Source organism: Mesotoga sp. BH458_6_3_2_1, from assembly GCF_003664995.1.
Classification (GTDB): domain Bacteria; phylum Thermotogota; class Thermotogae; order Petrotogales; family Kosmotogaceae; genus Mesotoga.
This window is the reverse complement of the sequence record NZ_JFHL01000002.1, coordinates 645,308-664,169: the sequence shown is the minus strand read 5'-3', so window position 1 is coordinate 664,169 and position 18,862 is coordinate 645,308. Positions and strand designations below refer to the sequence as shown.

The following is an 18,862-nucleotide window of genomic DNA, read 5'->3' as shown; positions in this document are numbered from 1 at the left end:
CTCCCCCCTCACTTCTTCTTCACGATAGGTGTGCGAGCGATCCAGATTATGGCGCCAAGTATGAAGAAGGCACTGGGTGCCATAATCATTATCACCCAGGGAGTAAAGCCTTCCGGCATGACCCTCAATCCAAACAAAGTTCCGAACCCAAGCAGCTCCCTGATGAAGGCTACTGCCAGAAGAATCAGCGAATAGCCTATTCCGGCGGAGATTCCGTCAATGAATGAAAGGACCGGCCCGTGTGATTGCGCAAAGGCCTCGGCTCTGCCCATGATTATGCAGTTAGTGATAATCAAACCGACGTAAGGGCCGAGGGCCTTGCTTATCGAAGGAAGATAAGCCTTGAGAACGATATCCAGTATTATTACGTATGTAGCGATTATCAGAACCTGAACCATCATTCGCACATTCTTGGGAATATGCCTTCTAAGAGCCGAAATGGTGAGTGAAGAGAATGCCGTAGTAAAAATTAGGCCTATTCCCATTATCAGTGTGTTAGTGAGATTGTTCGTTACCGCCAGGGCCGAACAAATCCCAAGTATCTGAACAATTACGGGGTTATTCTTCCAGATATTCGCGAGGAAGATCGTCTTCTTCGATTCAGCCATTTTAATCCACCACCTCAAGAACTACCGGAAAAACCGTGTTAACCGCCTTATTCAATAAGGCCTGGATAGATTCCGAAGTTCTCGTTGCTCCAGTAATTGCGTCGACCTTTGAGTCGTCTCTAGAAGCGGTATCCTGACCTGATACCACAGCTACTCTTGCCGAAGAGTCAGATGAGATTAATTCTCCCCTGAACTGCTCTTTGAACGACTCTTCATCAATTCTTCCGCCAAGTCCTGGAGTTTCCGAGTGGCTGACGAAATCTATTCCCGTTATTCTTGATCCGCTCTCGTCTACCGCCACAAGAGCCGTAATAGTTCCCCAGAGACCGGCGCTTTGAACAGTAAAGGCAAACTCTCTCGTTCCGTCCTTCTCGACGACATAGACAGTCTGCTCTCCCTCGACCTCTTTGATTCTGCTTGAATAGAGCTCCTGAACTTCCCCATCCGAAGGGAAATCAGCTCCATCCGAAAGCTCGAATACATAGATCAACGATCTCTGAAACTCGAGCCGCTCATTTCTCTCGATCGTACCGGAAGCAAGTGCGTTGATACCTGCGAGACACAGGACAAACACCGTTGTTAGAATGAAAGCAAAGAATACAGAGTAAAGCTTTTCGTTCATGCTTTCACCTTCTTCGGGGTACTCAGATAATCAAGAAGAGAGGCAAATGTGTTTGCAATAAGGACAGCGAACATCAAACCGGCTCCGAACAACGAGAATGTACCTATTATGACTGCAAGAGATCCTATCATAGCCCCGTAGATCCATTTGGCCCTATCTTTCTTCGGTGCGCTTATCGGATCCGTTGCCATGAAGACGGCTCCAAACATGATGCTGCCTCCGATCATCCAATGGAATGGGTTCATTCTTGAAGGGTCAAAAATGAAGATTATTCCCGACATCACGAATGCCGAAACCAGAGTCGATACTATAATCTTCCAGGACGCCACCTTTGTCATGATTAGATAGACCGCAGCGGCTGCAATCAACCATTTCGCTGTTTCGCCGGAAGAACCGGCTATGTTTCCGAATATCATCCGCCACGCGTTAACCTCTCCGCCGCCCCTGATGATATTTGCGGGGGTGGCCATAGTGATAATATCCGAGCTGATCCAGCGAGTGAAGCCCTGTCCCCAGCTCTGAACTGCCGGAGTCCAGCTTTGCTGTACTGCGGCAGGAAAACTGACGTAGACGAAGGCCCTGCCAACTAATGCAGGATTGTAAAGATTCCTGGCGAAGCCTCCAAAGGCCATCTTGGCGAAGACTATTGCAAAGGAGCTTGAAACTACGACTATCCAGAAGGGAACGGCAGGAGGCAGAATCAATCCAATCAGGAACCCGGTAACAATTGCAGCTTCACTTACGGGCTTCCCCTTTTTGCTTTCGAACAGCCATTCAACAAAAACGGAGATAACTATCGAAAGTAAGACCTTGGAAAACACCACCCAGCCGAAATTCCCAACAGCGAAGACCAAAATCGGAAGGAGAGCGTAGATAACCTTTCTCATCATTGGTTGTTTCAGAAAAAACTTCTTCGCCATCCCTGGCACCTCCGAAAGCAAAAGCTTGACTATAATTGTGGTCATACTGTATAATGGTCCCGAGGTGGTTCTCTTGTCAAGATTACACGAGCTCTCTTTTTTTTCACTGGCCGAAGCAAAAACGCACTTTTCAAAGGTAGTTGACGATTGCGAGAAGGCCGATATTATTATAACAAAAAACGGGCTCCCAAAGGCCGTCGTTATGGACTATGACAAGTATGTGCTCCTCAACAGGTTCCTGGAAAGAGTTCACGATCTCTATTTGATGGACGCCGGGGATGAAGCGATGGATGTTGAGATAAAGGATCTTATTGTTGAAGTTGATGATGATTGACGGAGGTGCAAGATGGCAGAAGTTACCCTCGAGAAGGTAGGCAAGACTTATCCGAACGGATTCAAGGCCGTTCTCGATGCAAATCTTCAAGTACAGGACAAGGAGTTTCTCGTTCTCCTGGGTCCGTCGGGCTGCGGAAAGACTACGACATTGAGAATGATTGCCGGTTTGGAGGAGATTACGGAAGGAATCATCAAGATCGGCGGGAAGGTCGTCAACGATGTCGAACCTAAGGATAGAGACATCGCCATGGTATTCCAGAACTACGCTCTTTATCCGCACATGTCGGTTTACGAAAATATGGCATTCGGACTGAAACTGCGAAAGACGCCGAAGCCGGAGATCGAAGAGAGAGTCAAGGAAGCGGCGAGAATCCTTGGAATAGAGCAATTGCTAGACCGTAAGCCGAAGCAGCTCTCGGGTGGTCAGAGACAGAGAGTCGCAGTCGGAAGAGCGATAGTCAGAAAACCAAAGGTCTTCCTTTTTGACGAACCCCTCTCCAACCTCGACGCCAAACTAAGGGTTCAAATGAGAGCCGAACTCAAGAGACTGCACCAGAATCTTCAGGCGACTATAATATACGTTACTCACGACCAGGTCGAGGCAATGACCATGGCCGACAAAATCGTAATCATGAAAGACGGAATAATCCAGCAGATCGGGGATCCTTACTCCGTGTACTTCGAGCCGAGAAACAAGTTCGTTGCCGGGTTCATAGGCACTCCTGCAATGAACTTCATCAGCGCAAAGCTTGTCTCTGAAGGAGGCAAAGTCTGGGTTATAAAGGAAGACATGAAGCTTCTCGTTCCTGAAGACAAGGTTGAAAGGCTCGAACACCTGGTAGGCAAGGAGACGACATTCGGTATAAGGCCGGAAGACATCTACGATAAGATGTACTCGGTGGCACCGAAAGAAGAGTTCATAGTAAAGGGTAACGTAGAGGTCGTCGAGCCTCTCGGAAGCGAGACTCTTATCCACGCAAATATTCACGGCGATGATATCGTGGCCAAGGTCGATCCCAAGAGCAGAGCATCTTCGGGAGACAAGATGGATCTGGTCTTCGATATGTCTATGATGCACCTATTTGACCCTGAGACGGAGGAAAACGTCCTTGCAGGGACTCACCAGGATGCAACTCCGGAAAGTATTGGATAACTATCTACAACAAAAAAAGGTGGCTCAGGCCACCTTTTTTATTTTTTCGTTCAATCAACCTCTCGCTTCGACATATGTCTTGACTTTGGCGGTCAATCTTGCCTTCTTACGTGAAGCCGTATTCCTGTGAATGGTTCCGGACTTCGCCGCCCTGTCGAGAGTAGAATATACTTCGCTAAGCATGGAAGAAACTGCCTGTGGATCTTCGCCCTCTTCCATTGCCTTATACAGCTTCTTGGAAGCATTCCTGAATTTCGTCCTGGCGGCCCTGTTCATTACTGTTCTCTTGGCCGTCTGTTTCACTCTCTTCTTTGCTGATGCATTGTTAGGCACTTATCACTTCTCCTCCTTTCGAGATTTACCCGTTAATTGTATCATCAATCCACTGCTTTCTTCAATTGGTCAACTGCGTCGATCTCTTCCCAAGGCAGTTTAATGTCTATCCTGCCAAAATGTCCATAGGCAGCCGTTTGTCTGTAAATAGGACGTTTCAGGTTAAGCCTGTCGATGATAGCGGCCGGTCTGAAGTCAAAAACCTTCAGGACGGCTCTTCTAAGTTTTTCGAGATCGATCTTCTCCGTGTCGTGAGCATCTATCATAAAGGACACGGGTTTTGCAACTCCAATGGCATACGCGAGCTGAAGAGTGACACGTTCTGCAAGCCCGGCGGCCACAATATTCTTTGCAGCATATCTTGCCATGTAATGAGCAGATCTGTCGACCTTCGTGGGATCCTTTCCGCTGAAGGCCCCTCCGCCGTGAGGCGTCCAGCCTCCATAAGTATCGACAATGATCTTCCTTCCGGTCAAGCCGGTATCGGCCGAAGGACCGCCCCTGACAAATCGACCCGTAGGATTCACGAAGATTTCCACCCCTTCAAGAAGCAGTTCGTGGTCTATTACCGGAGAGACTACGTTATCGACTACAAGTCTTTCGATCTGCTCCGCAGTCAAGTCAGGATCGTGCTGAGTCGATACCACGATCGCTGTTACTCCAACAGGCTTACCATCCTGATACTTGACGGTAACCTGGGTCTTTCCGTCAGGCCTGAAGCCATGAACGATCTCGTCTTTTCTCACTTCACTGAGTCTTCGGGCAAGTCTGTGAGCAAGAACTATCGGCAACGGCATCATTTCCGGAGTCTCGTCCGACGCATAGCCGAACATCATGCCCTGATCCCCCGCTCCAATTAGGGCATATCTATCGGAATCGTTCTTCTTCGCTTCAAAGGATTTGTTTACTCCCAGAGCTATATCCGGGGACTGCTCGTCAATACTTGTAAGAACGGCGCAGGTCTCACCGTCAAAGCCGTACTTAGCCCTGTTGTATCCGATATCGAGAATCGTGTCCCTAACTACTCTGGGAATATCAACGTAAGCTTTGGTACTTACCTCTCCGGCAACTACGACTACTCCAGTTGCAAGAAGAGTCTCAACTGCAACTCGCGAATCTTCATCCTGAGTCAACATCGCATCGAGAATCGAATCAGAAATCTGATCTGCCATTTTGTCCGGATGGCCTTCGGTAACGCTTTCACTGGTAAACAACCAAGTCTTCATGACTGCCTCCTATAAACTGAATCTATTCTTCGTATTCTTCCTTAGACAAGAATCTACCACCGATTATTTCGAAGGACAAGGGCCTGAACGCTCTGTTGAACTCAGCTGTAATCTGAATTTTGTTCTGGCATTTGCTCCCGATGAACTCTTTATCGAGCCTGTAGACTCCTTTCCCTTTTCCATAATTCACGCTGACATCGTAGTACTTTCTGAGATGGCTGCGGAACTTCTCTCCGCACTTGCTGCATTCAAAGTGGACAACGACAGTATTGCCACTGTCGTAAAAGGGATTTTTTCCTATGTCTCGCGGCTTCTTCTTGAAAAACATCCGAATTACCTCCTCATAACTATTCTGAAGTCTTTCGAAGCCTCGTTGCCCCAGTGATCCCGAACCACTACCCTGGCATCTCTCGGATTCGTCCAGTCGATGTCGTCCCAAATGTTTATTGGCAGAACGCTGAGCGATATCCTCGCATTGAGATTGAACCAGTAATCAGACTCTGTTGAAGGCGAAGAGTATATCTCGTGGACCTCGTCGGCTTCATCCACCTCGAAAGAAACAAAATCGATCTGATAGACGAGACTGTTTTCGACATACAACTCTATGGTCTTTGGGCTTACGGGATGTCTCAACTGAACCTTGGTGTGAAGATCGAGAGGGGTGGTAGCGCTCATCTCAATCGTCGGCTTTCCCTGAGCAAAGGAGTAGGTCTTTCCGCCTGCCCTTATGTCCAGTATTTCGACCGCCGATGACGGACTGCCCGTATCGAAGTAGAAGCCGGGATTGATTATGGTTTCCATAGTTGAATCTCTCACTTCGAGGTGAAGATGGGGCGGGACATTTCCACTGTTTCCGGATTTGGCAACGACATCGCTCTTTCTGAAGGGAAGTTCCCTGGGATCGAAGGTGACTTCGACATACTGATCACGGAATTCGGAAATCAGTTGATGATATATGTCGTTAAGTTTTCTTCCCGCCAGAGAAGAAGTGTCTCCGATTTCATTTACATGGGCAAATATCACATTGATACCCTTTTCATTGGTTAGAATATTGGTGACTTCGGGAAGTGTGAGGGCAATTCCTACCCCGTATATGGGATGGTTTATGTAAATCTGGTGTACGTATGAGTCATCCGGGGAAAGAAGATCGAGACCAACTATGCTCCCGGTCGAGTAATCCATTCCCATGTGAAAATGCTCTGGATAGTTTATGTTTCTTGAGTTCCCTCGATACTCGCCAAAGTAACCCGTTATTTCCGGCGCCCTCTTAAGCGGAAACAGGAGCGATGCCGAAAACAACATACAGCCAATCATTAGCGCCAGTAAGACCGACAATAATCTCTTCATTTCCTTCCCTCCTCGCTAATAGAAGAAATGAGCCTTTCATTTATCTCATCGGAGGATACATATTCGACCTCAATGAGCTCCCTTTCGTAGCATTCAGAAAGCACCTCAAGCGAGCCTCTGAATCTCATGAAACTTGAGAACTCGGTCGGAGTTAGCCTGAGCTTTCTCCTTGGTCTTTCACCAAAAAGGCTCCGGCCGATTTCGCTCAAAATGCCTTCTATATTGAAGCTTTTTGAGGCACTCGCCATTACTGCTCCCGGGAAGATGCTCCCGAGTTCGCGAAGTCTTTCATTTGTACAGAGATCGATCTTGTTCAGAACATGTATTTTCTTGATTTCACCTGCACCGATTTCACGTAGAGTGCGATCGACAATCGAATACTTCTCTCTGACTGCCATATCAGACGCATCGGAAACAACTACCAACAGATCTGAGTACTTCACCTCGTCAAGCGTCGATCTAAAACTCTCCATAAGCTCGTGAGGCAACTCTCTTATAAATCCGACCGTATCGGAGACGAGTACCTGCATTCCGGCCGGCAATTTCGCCTTCCTTACCCGTGTATCGAGTGTTGCAAACAGCTTGTCCTCGATGAGAAGATCGTCGCTGCTTATTTCCGAAACCAGCGATGACTTCCCGACATTTGTGTAACCTACAAAAGACACAAGAGGAACAGAAGATGCCTGCCTCTTCTTTCTGGAGATTTCCCTGCGCTTGCCAAGTTCATCGATATCCTTTCGCAGCCGTGATATCCTGTCCTGGGCCTGACGCCTGTCTGTCTCCAACTTTTTTTCTCCCGGGCCTCTCGTCCCTATACCCGCTCCTGTCTGAGAAAGCGCTCTGCCAAGCCCCTTAAGCCTGGGCAACTGATACTTAAGACTGGCCAATTCGACTTCGAGTTTTCCTTCCTTCGTTGTGGCATGGTCTCCGAAGATTTTCAGAATCAGCTGTGTTCTATCCATCACAGGTATCTCCAATAGCTTTTCGAGATTCATCGCCTGAGACGGGGAGAGTTCATGACGGGTAATCGCAAGAGTGGCGCCGAAGGCACCTATCATCCTTTTTGCAAAATCCACTTTTCCCTTCCCGAGATAATGTCTGGGATCCGGGCTGTCTAGATTCTGAACGACGGCCTCTACAATGCTATAGCCAGCAGTTCGGGCGAGCTCTCTAAGCTCGCCCTGTATTTCTGTCTTCATATTCTGTTCTTCAGACGAAAAAACAGCGACAAGTAAAGTATCTATGCTCTATTCAATCCTCCTTCTTGCCTGTCGTATTCGTCAATTTCACGTACTTCTGAGGAACCATCATCTTGATCGCGTGCTTGTAGACAAGAGTCTGTTCCTGGCCATCTTCAAGCAACACGGTGAAATTGTCGAACGACTTAACCAACCCCTTCGTCTGGAATCCTCCTTCGAGGTACATCTTGACTTCGATTCTGTTTACCCTAAGAAGATTCAGAAAACGATCTTGCAAATTAAACTTTTCGGCCATTCTTACCCCCCCAAACTGAGAGAATTGTGTTTTCGAAAACCTGCACTGCCTCTTCATCGAGGGCGGACAGGTCAATTCTCAAAGCTTCACTATATCTTCTGAACCAGATAATCTGACGACGAGCGTATCTTCTTGTGTTCACAAGCATCCGTTCCTTACTTTCCGAAAGGGACACTCCGCACTTTATATATTGTACCATCTCGGCGTAGCCTATTGTCTTTAGCGCGTTAAGTCTCGATGTATAGCCTTTATCGAGAAGCCTCTTCGTCTCTTCTGCCAGACCGTTTCGGATCATCTCGTCTACGCGTTTCTCGATTCTCTGATGAAGCTCTCCTCTCTCCCGTTCAAGGATTACGATGCCAAACTCTTCAGAACTCTCACTCTCTCCGTGCAATTCAGTCAAGGGCCTTCCTGTCTTGAAAAAGACCTCGAGATATCTGACTATACGTTTGATATCGTTCTCGTGCAGCAAATCAAATGCTTCGCTATCCACCTCTTTGAGTATCTTTCTCAGAGAGCCTTTGCTCTGAGACTCAATCTCCAGAAGGGCACTCCTCACCTGGTCATCTCTTGGAGGAAGATCTGTCAGACCCTTGATGAGTGACTCGGCGTAGAGTCCCGTTCCACCTGCAAGTACCGGAATCTTTCCTCTCGATATTATGTCGGATATAGATTGAAGGGCGAGTTTTCTGAACTCCATAACGTCGAAGTCCTCATCCGGGTCACGAATATCGATAAGCCAGTGTTTAAGCAAAGCCTGTTCTCTCTTTGTGGGCTTGGCAGTTCCTATGTCCATGAAACGATATATTTGTCTGGAATCAACGGAGATCACTTCTATGGGAAGTCTTCGGGCCAACTCGAGCAGGAGTGAAGTCTTTCCGACCGCGGTCGGCCCGAGAATCAGTGGGATCATCTCTTCTCAACTACCCCGTAAAGCACTCCGCTCTTCTTACTTCCCGAGAGCTTGTCGAAGTGAAGATCTAGCTCTTCGAAGAGGGTATCCCGTGTTCTGCTCTTGATGATGAATCTCTTTGAGGAAATCCTGATCATCTCTTCTACGTCGGCCCTGCTGATCCTCTCATACATAGCAAATGGCCTGAGAGGATTTATTGAGTTGGAACTCATCTGTGGTCTGTCAAACATCGGGTCGCAGTAGACTATGTCGTAAGAAGCGTCGGGACACTCCTTAACGAAATCTCGAAGATCCCTGTTGTGTAGCTCTATCCTCGTAGACGCCTCTCTTATCCATTCATAAGTGTACAGATAGTTGCGAAGTCCATGAGAAACCACCCTGTATATATGTTCCGAGGCCTCAAGTCCCACCACCTTCCCTTCCGGCAGAAAGTGGGCGATCAAAAGCGCCTCGTTCCCGAGTCCGAATGTCGTATCGAGAACGGTTTCGTCTCCGGAAAGCTCCATGCTTTCAATTAGATAGTCTGATTCCTGAAGCTTTATGTTCTTATACCTGACCTTCGACATGCCCGGATGAAAGAAGAAAACCGAATCTCCGGTCCTGATCGAAAGTTGGCCATTCTTATCGAAGACGTAGTAGAAATCTATCGGATATTCCTTCTCGAATTCTTTCAAACGGCCTCTTGAAACGTATTTGACACCAAGCTCATCGGCAAGGCCTCTTGCACTCAGAACTTCTTCTTTCTTGGGTTTGTGAGAGGTTGTAACTACGAATTTCATCTAGTGCCTCCATCGTTGCTTCCCGGTACCAGTCCTCTGAGCAGTTCCAGTTCGGATTCTCTGATCTCTATTTCTCTCTTCAGCGCATCGTACTCCTTCTGCAGGTTTTCCATTCTTCTCTGGACTTGCCTGTAATTGAGAAGGGCATCGATATTCGTAATCAAAAGAAGCGAAATCAGAAGAGCCAGAAAGATGAACAATCCGAGAGGAAATTTGGCTTTATTCTTCTTGCTTTTTATTTTAGACCACTCCTGGCAATTCCGGCTATGAAGTATTTCTGAGTAATCAGGAAGAGAATAACGACCGGAATTATCGAAAAAGTGGCCGCAGCCATCAGAAGGTGATAGTCACTGCCTGTTGCAGAGCTGAAATTCTGAAGTCCCACCGGGAGTGTCCTGATCTCCGGGCTCTTGGTCACTATAAGAACCCAGAGGAATGAATTCCAGCTGCCAACGAATTTTAACAGCGCTCCCGTAATTACAGCAGGCTTCGAAAGCGGAACGAGAATCGTCCAGAGAAAGCGCCATTTCGTCAGACCGTCGATCATGGCGGCGTCGTAAAGCTCGTTTGGAATCGTCATAAAATGCTGGCGCAGCAGGAATATCGCAAAGACAGAGACTACCCAGGGAACAATTAGTGCGTAATATGAGTCGATCCAGCCCAGGGCGGTCAGGGTTATGTAGTTGGGGACCAGCAACACTTCTCCGGGAACCATCATAGTTGCCAGGAAGAGTGTGAACAGAAAGTTCTTTCCAAAGAACTCCATCTTTGCAAATGCGAAGGCCGCCATCGCAGCGAAAATAATCTCCACGAAAGTCGTGACCATCGCAACAAATACTGTGTTGAAGTAATATCTGCCGAAAGGCGCGGCATTCCACGCCGTTATGTAATTCTGGAAGAAATTCTTGAAGGTTTCTCCGAATGTAAAATTGACTTTTCCGGCAGGTAAGTCGTCCTTGAACCAAACAGCAGGAATACCTGTAAGCTTTATGTCGAAAGACTTTGCGCCAGATGGTGAAATTATTCCTCTGTAGTAGACTCTTTCAACTTCGTCAGGCTTGAGAGAAAGATCGAGTTCGCTGAATATGTCCGAATGTACCCTCGAGAAAGTCCCGACCATTGTCGTCTCTTTCCATCTTCGCCTGATGAGGTCTGCAAATGGATCCTGACCGCTAATACCGGCCTGTCTGTCAAGAGCTGCAACAACTCCTCCGACGCCTATGGTCTGACCGGCGGCCGATGCCACTTCTCTGATGAGCGATATTAAGTCGGGGTATGAAGTTTTCTCTTCCATCGCATTGAGGACTTTCCTGTCCATCTCGGGACTCGAAGCGACCAACAGGGATGTTCTGAGGAAGTTCATTGCGTCATTCACCACTTCAAGAGGCGTCTGAGTATCCGAAAAATATTGAGATAGAGCATCTTTAAAATTCCGATCTAGGTAGTTCAGGAGAATCGTTACTGCGTCCCGCACATTGGAAGGAGTGATCGCCGAGAGCAAATAGCTTCTGACTTCCTCTTCAAAGTCCCATCCCCTTACAAACTCCGAGAGCAGGGAATGAACTTCTGAGTCTGAGCGAATATTCCCAACTATTGAGGTGCTCGAAAGGCTCTTGTCTTGAGAATCGTTGTAGAAGACCCTTATGTCGGAATATAGGCCTAGCAGTTCGGCCCACAGATCCAAATCTTCGGGAATCGTCTCTAGCGAACGCTCAAGCTGCCTGACAGGGAGAGACATTCTTGAGTCGCCACCGGCAATTGTCCCTGAAAGAGAAGCGATCTCCGCGCTTACTTCCCGAATCAGATCGACACTGCTTCTAAGATCTCCGATTATCTTTTCCAGTTCACCCAGATCGGTGACCCCCGTCTTCCCCGTTCTAAAAGACTCGAGAGTTTGCATAGAGGCTGTCAGATCTGCAATAGGAGTTTCAAGAAGTTTGCCCGACTCTTCTCTGATCTTCGCCTTCATTTCCTTGCTTTCATCAGTGTCGATAGGCAACTCCTTCATTGCTGTTTCAACGCTCTGAGCGAGTCTATCGATAGCTCTTGAGTACTGGGCTTTGAGAGAGCTGACGAGAACTACTCTTCTCACGAATCCGCTGTCGCTGTATATTGCAGCGTTGAAGAAACTGTCCATGAACCGGCCCGCGCTGTCCCTTGGGAGGTCCTTCAGAACGCTGGAAAAGGAATCGGGAACGTCTGACTGAAGAGCAGAATACCTGTCGACAAGTGCGGCAAAACGCTGTTCATCTACTTCAGTGGCGTAATCTGCCGGAGTTCCGTCTCCATTAAGCAACTGGATCTCGATCTCGCCTCTTCTGATAGGATCATCGTCCAGAGTGACGGTGACTGTATCTAAACTTGCCGACTCTTCAATAAGTGCCGCAAAGTTTCTGAACTCGCTAAGACTAAGAGTCGAGAGGTCAACGGAGGCTCCGGAGCTCTTCTGCTTTATCTGTGTCTTGAAAGTGAAGGAACTGGCGGCATTCTTGGTCGTCCATACGGGTGGCCAGCTTGAGACTTCGCTGGGCGCTTTGAAGGAGGTGGCGACCATCCAGCCAAATGGAATCAGCATTAGAAAGGCCCCGCCAATTATAACTACATAGAGAAGAATCTTCGAGATTATCTTTGTCGACGATGTAGTCATCTGAACACCTCAACCCTCATAGTGGACACGCTTCTTGCCCACATATAACTGCACCATTGTCAAGACCAGAATTATCATGAAGAGAACGTATGCGGCAGCACTAGCCACTCCCATTCTCTGCTGATTGTAGAAGGCGTCAAATACGTAATAGACCAGTGTCAGTCCGCTCTTGTTGACCGGTCCGGGAAGACCCTGGTAAAGAATGAAGATCTGAGAGAAAACCTTGAACGAACCAATCATCGTAATTATCATTATGAAGAAGGTCGTGCCCGAAAGCAGCGGCCAGGTGATGAACTTGAATTTCTGCCAGCCGCTTGCGCCATCTACATCGGCCGCTTCGTAATATGATCTGTCTATATTCTGAAGGCCGGCGAGAAAGATTACGGTGGTGTATCCAACGTGCTGCCATACAGAGACTATGGCTATCGTAGGAATCGTCCACACCTCTTCTTTAAGCCAGGCGATTCTAGGCAAGTTGAAGATCGAGAGAATGTAGTTGAGCAATCCAAACTGGTCGTTGAACATCCACTGCCATACCAGTGAAACGGCAACCACCGATGTAACAAAGGGTATGAAGTACGCAGTCCTGAATAGAGAGCGCATCTTGATGTTCTTGTTCAGAAGCATCGCTATGATCAGCGCCAGCACTATTTGCGTCGGAACGGACAGAAGAACGTAATAAACCGTGTTGTAGATCGATTTAAGGAAGTCTGAACTTTCTTTGGCGAGCGTGAAGTACTGCACAAAATCCGCGCTCTGACTCAAAATCAGATATGCAAAGGCGTAATAGACGGCCGCGATCAAGAGCAGAGTCGACCACTGACTCGACTTCATTTTCTTCCACTGAAGACTGCCTCTCCTGCGCATCAGTATGAAAAGCCCGAAACCCATCAACCCCAGACCGGCAAACAGACCTGCCGCCGTTAAATCAGGCGAGGAATTGCGAAGCAAAACAAAACCTGCGACGGCCGCAAAATAGATCGCATACAGAAGAGCATGACTCTTTTCGGTCTTGTCGTACTTGCTCAGCAGACCGAAAAGATGGTACAGAGCCTGAACAATTACGAGAACGACCACAATGTAGACGGCAGTGTTTATCAACGAATTAACGAAGCTCAGCGAAACCGGATATGTGAGTCTGAAGAGCTCCTTATAGTTATCGAAACCGATGAAGTAACGGGTTGTCGAAGTGTAATCCCATTTGAAAAAGCTGAGTACAAGTGAAAATCCGATGGGCCAGAAAACAAAGACACCTAAGATTGCAATCGAAGGCAGCAGGAAAAGATATGCTTGCCAGGTTTCCTTCCAGTACTTCTTCGAGCGCCTGCTGTAGGGCAAATCATTCCCTCCCATTTTCTCCGTATGGGTTTAGTATCTTAAGTATACCAAAGATTCGACTGTGCTCCTGAACATCGTGGACGCGAATTATGTCCACTCCTTTAAGGTACAGATAAGTCGAAATCGAGAGGGTTTCTTCCAGCCTATTTTCAACAGGGCTACCCGTGAGCTTCGCGATGAAACTCTTTCTGGAATGGCCAACCAGCAGGGGAAAGCCCAGTTGCAAGAAGCGGTCGACGTTTCTAAGCATTTCAATGCTCTGCTCCGCCGTTTTGGCGAAACCTATCCCGGGGTCGAGAATTATTCTGTCTCTCCTTATTCCTGATTCGATAGCCCTCTGCGCTCTTTCGACGAGCCAGGACGAGACCTCCTCGACTACATCGACGTAATCTGTCATCTGACTCATCGTCGAAGGGTCTCCTCTCATGTGCATTATGATAACCGCCGCATCGCTTTGTGAAACAACTTCAACCATTTCTCCCGACCTGAGTCCGGTAATGTCGTTGACGATATCTGCACCGGCCGCGAGGGCCGCTCCAGCGGTCACACTGTTGCAGGTGTCGATCGAGATAACGGCCTGGGGCTTCTTTTCTCGTACTTGCTTTATTACGGGAACAACTCTGGCGATCTCCTCTTCCACCGAGATCTTTTCGGCCCCCGGTCTCGAGGATTCACCGCCGACATCGACGATCGCTGCCCCGCTTTCAAGCATTCTGATCGCAGCATTGAGGGCCGCGGTAGTGTCGCCGAATCTGCTTTCAGGAAAGAAGGAGTCGGGAGTCGCATTGACTATCCCCATGATGACCGGTTCGGAGAGATCAAGCACCCTACCGCTACTGAAGACCACTATTGATTCCTTCTCTTCTCTCTGACTCGTTTGACGAAGAGCTCGAAGACCGGATTTGGATTGCCGACCTTAGACCGGAATTCCGGGTGATATTGAATTCCGAGGAAGAATCGCTTCTCCGGCAGCTCTATTGCTTCAACAAAGGTCGCCAAAGAGGAGATCGTCAGTCTATTTTCATCCTTTTCTCCCGGATTTCTGAAGAGGTCGGGGAAGCGCTCCAGATTGACTTCGTATCTATGTCTGTGCCTCTCGAAAGCTAACTTCTCATTGTATGCATCCATCAGTACCGTACCTTCTTCAATCGGAGTCTCCTGCGCCCCAAGCCTCATTGTACCTCCGAGCTTCATAATTGCCTTCTGCTCTTCCATCATGTCGATTACCGGGTATGGGGTCAAAGGATCGAATTCCGTTGAGTTGGCGTTTTCGTAATGGAGTACGTTTCTTGCAAACTCGATAACCATCAGCTGCATTCCCAGACAGATACCGAGGATAGGGATGTCTTCCTCTCTTGCCGCCTTAATTACAGCTAACTTTCCTTCAATGCCTCGCTTGCCGAAACCACCAGGGATGATGATTCCGTCGTATTTACAAAGCTCGTTTTTTATCTGCTCTTCAGTCATCTCTTCGAAGCACTGCGAGTCAATGACGTCGGGCTTGCTGGCGCCGCAAAGCGTAATGCTTTCCGAAATGCTCTTATAGGCGTCGTCAGTCCCAAGATATTTTCCCACTATGACTATTCTGGTCGGAACGAAGGTTCTGGGATAATTCCAGTCGAAACGCTCCTCAATTTCGAGATTTAGCCATGCGGCAATCTTTCTGTGAATCCCGTATGAATATACGATTCGTGGAACATCGTATACGTTTTCGGAGTCGGGAAGGTTATAGACCATCTGTCTATCGAGACCGCCGAAAAGTGCGATCTTGCCGAGCTCGTTCTCCTCAATCGGCAGTTCCGATCTGACGGCAATCATCTGAGGCTGGATACCGATTCTTCTCAGCAGCTGAACGGATTGTTGTGTAGGCTTCGTCTTGAACTCATTAGTGACCCGCAGATATGGAACGTAGGTCACATGGATGAACAAGAAGTTTTCAGGGCCCTCTTCGACCCAAAGTTCACGGACCGCTTCAAGAAATATCTCGCCTTCGATGTCCCCGACGGTACCGCCTATTTCTATCATTATAAGGTCTCCAGGGACTTTCCTGATCCTCGACTTTATCTCATCCGTGACGTGAGGTACCATCTGCACTGTGGCTCCCAGATAGTCACCCTTTCTCTCCTTGTCAATAATCGACTTGAAGACCTGGCCTGCGGTCATGTTGTTCTCTCTTCTCATGTCCTTCCCGAGAAACCTCTCGTAATGACCGAGGTCGAGATCGGCTTCGTATCCGTCTTCGGTAACGAACACTTCTCCATGCTGGTTCGGGTTCATAGTTCCGGCATCTAGATTCAGATACGGATCTATCTTAAGAGTGTTCACCTCGACTCCGCATTCCTTCATAACCCTCGCTATTGAGGCTGAGAGGATCCCCTTACCAATCCCGCTGATTACGCCTCCAGTTACAACTACGTACTTCTTCTTCATCGCTCGTTGTCCTCCACTATCCGAGAAGTTCTCTAATGTACTTTATCTCCAAAGCATGATCCGCGTCGTCTCCCGGTGTCTCCAGCAACCATGGCTTTTCCTGGATTCTTTCATTTGAGAGAAACACTCTGAATCCGTCCTCCTTGCCGATGTAACCCTTACCTATCATTTCGTGCCGATCCTTTGCGGCGCCGAGTGGAAATTTACTGTCGTTAAGATGTATCATCATCAACTTTTCATAGCCAACCTTAGAATCTATTTCATCGATGAGCTTCAGCACTCCTTCATTGGTTCTTATCTCGAAACCGGAATCAAAACCGTGACAGGTATCGTAAGTTATTCCGATCCTTTCAGGTTGCGCCGAACCCTCGATTATCATTTCCAGCTCGTCAAAACTACTCCCTATGTGATTCCCTTTCGCCGCCACATTCTCGAGAAGAAGAATCACATCGTTTTCCTGATTCTCACCAAGCACCATTTCAAGCCCTTTCAGTATTCTCTCTACTCCTTCCTGCAGCCCGTCACCAAGATGGCTTCCGGGATGGAAGTTCAGATACTTCAGACCCAAAGCGGCGGTGATCTTCATCTCAAGGGAAAGAAGGTTCACGGATTTTTCCCAGACCTCTTCGTTGGGAGAGGCGATGTTCACCAGGTAACCGGAATGAACCATGCAATCGAAAGGATCAAGCGATTTCTCTTTCATCTCATCGATGAAGCTGGATGCCATCTCCTCCTTTGGAAGTGAGGCTCTCCACATCCTCGGACTGTGTGGGAAAATCTGAAAGGTGTTTCCGCCGATTGCCACCGTGTCTTTAGGGACTTTGTCAAAGCCCTTTGAGGTCGACATGTGTGCTCCAAGTCTTATCATCGCTTCACCCCATCATTCTTCTTCGCCAATTCTAAGAATTGCCAGGAAGGCGTTCTGCGGAATCGTTACCTGACCGATCTCCCGCATTCTCTTCTTTCCCTCTTTCTGATTCTCCAGGAGCTTCATCTTTCTCGTCACATCTCCGCCATAGCACTTCGCCAAAACGTCTTTACGGAGGGCCTTTATGTCGCTTCTCGCGATTATCCGTCCTCTCGATTTTGCCTGTATGGGAATCTGGAACTGATGCGGAGGGATCAGTTCGCTCAACTTGTCAACTACTTTCTTTGCAACTTGATACTCCTTGTCCACATGAACGATGAAAGAAAGCGAATCGACGGTCTCCTTGTTGACAAGAATAGTGACTTTCACAAGATCCGATTCACGGTAACCAAGTATTTCGTAATCCATGGAGGCATACCCTCGAGAAATGGCCTTCATCCTGTCAAAGAAATCAAACATTATCTCTGACAAGGGCGCCTCAAAACGCATTACGACACGGTTCTTTCCGGCATTTTCGACCGCCTTGAAGTCTCCTCTCTTCTCGGAAGTGATGAAGCCTATTAAGTTCCCCATATATTCCGAAGGAGTGATGATCGAGAGGTCGACGAAGGGTTCCTCGACTTTAGAGAACTCTCCGGGCTCAGGAAAACTTGCGGGATTTGTTATCTCGATTATTTCTCCGTTCTGAGACGTCACTCTGTAGACGACGTTTGGAGCCGTTAAAATACAGGCTATTTCAAACTCTCTTTCAAGCCTCTCCCTTACGACATCCATATGAAGCAGGCCGAGAAAACCCACCCTGAAGCCAAAGCCCAACGCCGGAGAGTTTTCAGGCTCGAAAACCAGTGCGGCGTCGTTCAATTTGAACTTGTCGAGCGCCTTTCTCAGTTCGTCGTAGTACTCTGGCATCCCCGGAAACATTCCTGCGTAGACCATCGGCTTCGCCTCTTTGTACCCAGGAAGAGCTTCACCGGTCGGATTATTTGCAGAGGTGATAGTGTCGCCGATCTTCGCGCTCGATACGTCCTTTATAACTGCAACGATGTAGCCCACCTCACCTGCATCGAGAGAATCGGTCTTTTCCATTTGAGGAAGGAAGTATCCCACTTCAACAACTTCGAAGGTTTCACCGGAGGCCATCATCTGTATCTTGTCACCCTCTTTGACACTCCCGTCAAAGATTCTTACGTGGACCACGACTCCCCTGTACTTGTCGTAGATCGCGTCGAAAATCAAGGCCTTGAGAGGGGCCTCCAATGTTCCCGAAGGAGCCGAAACCTTGCGCACCACCGATTCCAGAATCTCTTTTACACCCTGGCCAGTCTTCGCGCTGGCCTGAAGACAGTCTTCAGGTGTATAGCCGATCAAATCGACGATTTCTGCCAGAGTCTCCTCGATGTTTGCATTCGGAATGTCAATCTTGTTAAGAACGGGGATAAGCTCCAGATCGTTCTCTATGGCGAGATATGTGTTCCCCACCGTCTGAGCCTCGACTCCCTGAGAGGCATCCACAAGAAGTATCGCACCCTCGCAAGCCGCAAGGCTTCTCGATACTTCGTAGTTGAAGTCGACATGGCCCGGCGTATCTATAATATTGATTTCGTAAGTAAGACCGTCTTCTGCAAGATAATTCAGCTTGACGGACTTCGATTTGATCGTTATCCCTCTTTCCCGCTCGATATCCATCGAGTCCATGAACTGATCCTGCTTGTGTCTCCTGTCTACGGTATCGGTTATATCCAGTAGCCGATCCACGAGAGTTGTCTTCCCATGGTCGATGTGAGCAATTATCGATATGTTCCTTATGCGATCTCTGTTATACATTAGAACTCCCTCCTGCCGATCAAG

General features: G+C 48.1%; 20 protein-coding genes. 2 read left to right on the top strand and 18 right to left on the bottom strand.

Features of this window, described 5'->3' with window-relative positions; translation table 11 throughout:
- Window positions 1-8: 8 nt before the first annotated feature.
- Genes Y697_RS03565 through Y697_RS03555 form a run of 3 tightly spaced genes read right to left on the bottom strand, consistent with a single transcriptional unit; the run spans window position 9 to window position 2,150 of the window.
- The gene (locus tag Y697_RS03565; RefSeq protein WP_121550300.1) at window positions 9-608 is read right to left on the bottom strand and encodes an NADH:ubiquinone reductase (Na(+)-transporting) subunit D; all 600 of its coding nucleotides are present in this window, start codon (window positions 606-608) and stop codon (window positions 9-11) included.
- A 1-nt stretch (window position 609) separates the two neighbouring features.
- Window positions 610-1,230, bottom strand: a complete 621-nt coding sequence (locus Y697_RS03560) for an FMN-binding protein (RefSeq protein ID WP_121550299.1) — start codon at window positions 1,228-1,230, stop codon at window positions 610-612.
- On the bottom strand, window positions 1,227-2,150 hold the full coding sequence (locus Y697_RS03555; RefSeq protein WP_121550298.1) for an RnfABCDGE type electron transport complex subunit D: 924 nt from the start codon (window positions 2,148-2,150) through the stop codon (window positions 1,227-1,229). The genes Y697_RS03560 and Y697_RS03555 overlap by 4 nt, the downstream gene beginning before the upstream one ends.
- A 73-nt stretch (window positions 2,151-2,223) precedes the next feature.
- Between Y697_RS03555 and Y697_RS03550 the strand changes: the two genes are divergently transcribed.
- Window positions 2,224-2,484 (top strand): type II toxin-antitoxin system Phd/YefM family antitoxin, encoded by a 261-nt coding sequence (locus Y697_RS03550; protein ID WP_121550297.1) that lies wholly within the window; start codon window positions 2,224-2,226, stop codon window positions 2,482-2,484.
- Between the two features lie 12 nt (window positions 2,485-2,496).
- Window positions 2,497-3,639, top strand: a complete 1,143-nt coding sequence (locus Y697_RS03545; RefSeq protein ID WP_121550296.1) for an ABC transporter ATP-binding protein — start codon at window positions 2,497-2,499, stop codon at window positions 3,637-3,639.
- A 54-nt stretch (window positions 3,640-3,693) separates the two neighbouring features.
- On the opposite strand, the gene rpsT is transcribed toward Y697_RS03545, so the two are convergent.
- Genes rpsT through lepA form a run of 15 tightly spaced genes read right to left on the bottom strand, consistent with a single transcriptional unit; the run spans window position 3,694 to window position 18,838 of the window.
- Window positions 3,694-3,972, bottom strand: coding sequence for a 30S ribosomal protein S20 (gene rpsT, locus Y697_RS03540; protein WP_110990190.1), 279 nt, complete (start codon window positions 3,970-3,972; stop codon window positions 3,694-3,696).
- 44 nt (window positions 3,973-4,016) lie between these two features.
- On the bottom strand, window positions 4,017-5,198 hold the full coding sequence (gene metK, locus Y697_RS03535) for a methionine adenosyltransferase (protein WP_121550295.1): 1,182 nt from the start codon (window positions 5,196-5,198) through the stop codon (window positions 4,017-4,019).
- Window positions 5,199-5,220: 22 nt separating this feature from the next.
- A complete protein-coding gene (locus tag Y697_RS03530) occupies window positions 5,221-5,526 on the bottom strand; it encodes a hypothetical protein (RefSeq protein ID WP_121550294.1) in 306 nt (101 codons plus the stop codon).
- Window positions 5,527-5,531: 5 nt separating this feature from the next.
- Entirely contained in the window at window positions 5,532-6,545 is a 1,014-nt protein-coding gene (locus tag Y697_RS03525; protein WP_121550293.1) for a hypothetical protein, read from the bottom strand.
- Entirely contained in the window at window positions 6,542-7,789 is a 1,248-nt protein-coding gene (hflX, locus tag Y697_RS03520) for a GTPase HflX (RefSeq protein ID WP_259462300.1), read from the bottom strand. Before hflX ends, Y697_RS03525 begins: the two co-directional genes overlap by 4 nt.
- 7 nt (window positions 7,790-7,796) lie before the next feature.
- Complete coding sequence (hfq, locus tag Y697_RS03515; RefSeq protein WP_099828549.1) at window positions 7,797-8,039, bottom strand: RNA chaperone Hfq; 243 nt, start codon at window positions 8,037-8,039, stop codon at window positions 7,797-7,799.
- On the bottom strand, window positions 8,023-8,952 hold the full coding sequence (gene miaA, locus Y697_RS03510; RefSeq protein WP_121550291.1) for a tRNA (adenosine(37)-N6)-dimethylallyltransferase MiaA: 930 nt from the start codon (window positions 8,950-8,952) through the stop codon (window positions 8,023-8,025). The genes hfq and miaA overlap by 17 nt, the downstream gene beginning before the upstream one ends.
- Complete coding sequence (locus Y697_RS03505) at window positions 8,949-9,731, bottom strand: class I SAM-dependent methyltransferase (RefSeq protein WP_121550290.1); 783 nt, start codon at window positions 9,729-9,731, stop codon at window positions 8,949-8,951. The genes miaA and Y697_RS03505 overlap by 4 nt, the downstream gene beginning before the upstream one ends.
- Window positions 9,728-9,931 (bottom strand): hypothetical protein, encoded by a 204-nt coding sequence (locus tag Y697_RS03500; RefSeq protein WP_121550289.1) that lies wholly within the window; start codon window positions 9,929-9,931, stop codon window positions 9,728-9,730. The genes Y697_RS03505 and Y697_RS03500 overlap by 4 nt, the downstream gene beginning before the upstream one ends.
- 35 nt (window positions 9,932-9,966) lie before the next feature.
- Entirely contained in the window at window positions 9,967-12,378 is a 2,412-nt protein-coding gene (locus Y697_RS03495; protein WP_121550288.1) for a carbohydrate ABC transporter permease, read from the bottom strand.
- A gap of 9 nt (window positions 12,379-12,387) precedes the next feature.
- Complete coding sequence (locus Y697_RS03490; protein WP_121550287.1) at window positions 12,388-13,716, bottom strand: carbohydrate ABC transporter permease; 1,329 nt, start codon at window positions 13,714-13,716, stop codon at window positions 12,388-12,390.
- Between the two features lies 1 nt (window position 13,717).
- Entirely contained in the window at window positions 13,718-14,563 is an 846-nt protein-coding gene (gene folP, locus Y697_RS03485) for a dihydropteroate synthase (protein ID WP_121550286.1), read from the bottom strand.
- A complete protein-coding gene (locus Y697_RS03480; protein WP_121550285.1) occupies window positions 14,563-16,146 on the bottom strand; it encodes a CTP synthase in 1,584 nt (527 codons plus the stop codon). Before Y697_RS03480 ends, folP begins: the two co-directional genes overlap by 1 nt.
- Window positions 16,147-16,162: 16 nt before the next feature.
- Window positions 16,163-17,014 (bottom strand): deoxyribonuclease IV, encoded by an 852-nt coding sequence (locus Y697_RS03475; protein ID WP_121550284.1) that lies wholly within the window; start codon window positions 17,012-17,014, stop codon window positions 16,163-16,165.
- Between the two features lie 12 nt (window positions 17,015-17,026).
- The gene (lepA, locus tag Y697_RS03470; protein ID WP_121550283.1) at window positions 17,027-18,838 is read right to left on the bottom strand and encodes a translation elongation factor 4; all 1,812 of its coding nucleotides are present in this window, start codon (window positions 18,836-18,838) and stop codon (window positions 17,027-17,029) included.
- Window positions 18,839-18,862 lie beyond the last annotated feature (24 nt).

Coding starts and splice junctions, on each gene's coding strand:
- Y697_RS03565 (WP_121550300.1), bottom strand. CDS start 608: ATGGCTGAATCGAAGAAGACGATCTTCCTCGCGAATATCTGGAAGAAT.
- Y697_RS03560 (WP_121550299.1), bottom strand. CDS start 1,230: ATGAACGAAAAGCTTTACTCTGTATTCTTTGCTTTCATTCTAACAACG.
- Y697_RS03555 (WP_121550298.1), bottom strand. CDS start 2,150: ATGGCGAAGAAGTTTTTTCTGAAACAACCAATGATGAGAAAGGTTATC.
- Y697_RS03545 (WP_121550296.1), top strand. CDS start 2,497: ATGGCAGAAGTTACCCTCGAGAAGGTAGGCAAGACTTATCCGAACGGA.
- metK (WP_121550295.1), bottom strand. CDS start 5,198: ATGAAGACTTGGTTGTTTACCAGTGAAAGCGTTACCGAAGGCCATCCG.
- Y697_RS03530 (WP_121550294.1), bottom strand. CDS start 5,526: ATGTTTTTCAAGAAGAAGCCGCGAGACATAGGAAAAAATCCCTTTTAC.
- Y697_RS03525 (WP_121550293.1), bottom strand. CDS start 6,545: ATGAAGAGATTATTGTCGGTCTTACTGGCGCTAATGATTGGCTGTATG.
- hfq (WP_099828549.1), bottom strand. CDS start 8,039: ATGGCCGAAAAGTTTAATTTGCAAGATCGTTTTCTGAATCTTCTTAGG.
- miaA (WP_121550291.1), bottom strand. CDS start 8,952: ATGATCCCACTGATTCTCGGGCCGACCGCGGTCGGAAAGACTTCACTC.
- Y697_RS03505 (WP_121550290.1), bottom strand. CDS start 9,731: ATGAAATTCGTAGTTACAACCTCTCACAAACCCAAGAAAGAAGAAGTT.
- Y697_RS03495 (WP_121550288.1), bottom strand. CDS start 12,378: ATGACTACATCGTCGACAAAGATAATCTCGAAGATTCTTCTCTATGTA.
- Y697_RS03480 (WP_121550285.1), bottom strand. CDS start 16,146: ATGAAGAAGAAGTACGTAGTTGTAACTGGAGGCGTAATCAGCGGGATT.
- Y697_RS03475 (WP_121550284.1), bottom strand. CDS start 17,014: ATGATAAGACTTGGAGCACACATGTCGACCTCAAAGGGCTTTGACAAA.
- lepA (WP_121550283.1), bottom strand. CDS start 18,838: ATGTATAACAGAGATCGCATAAGGAACATATCGATAATTGCTCACATC.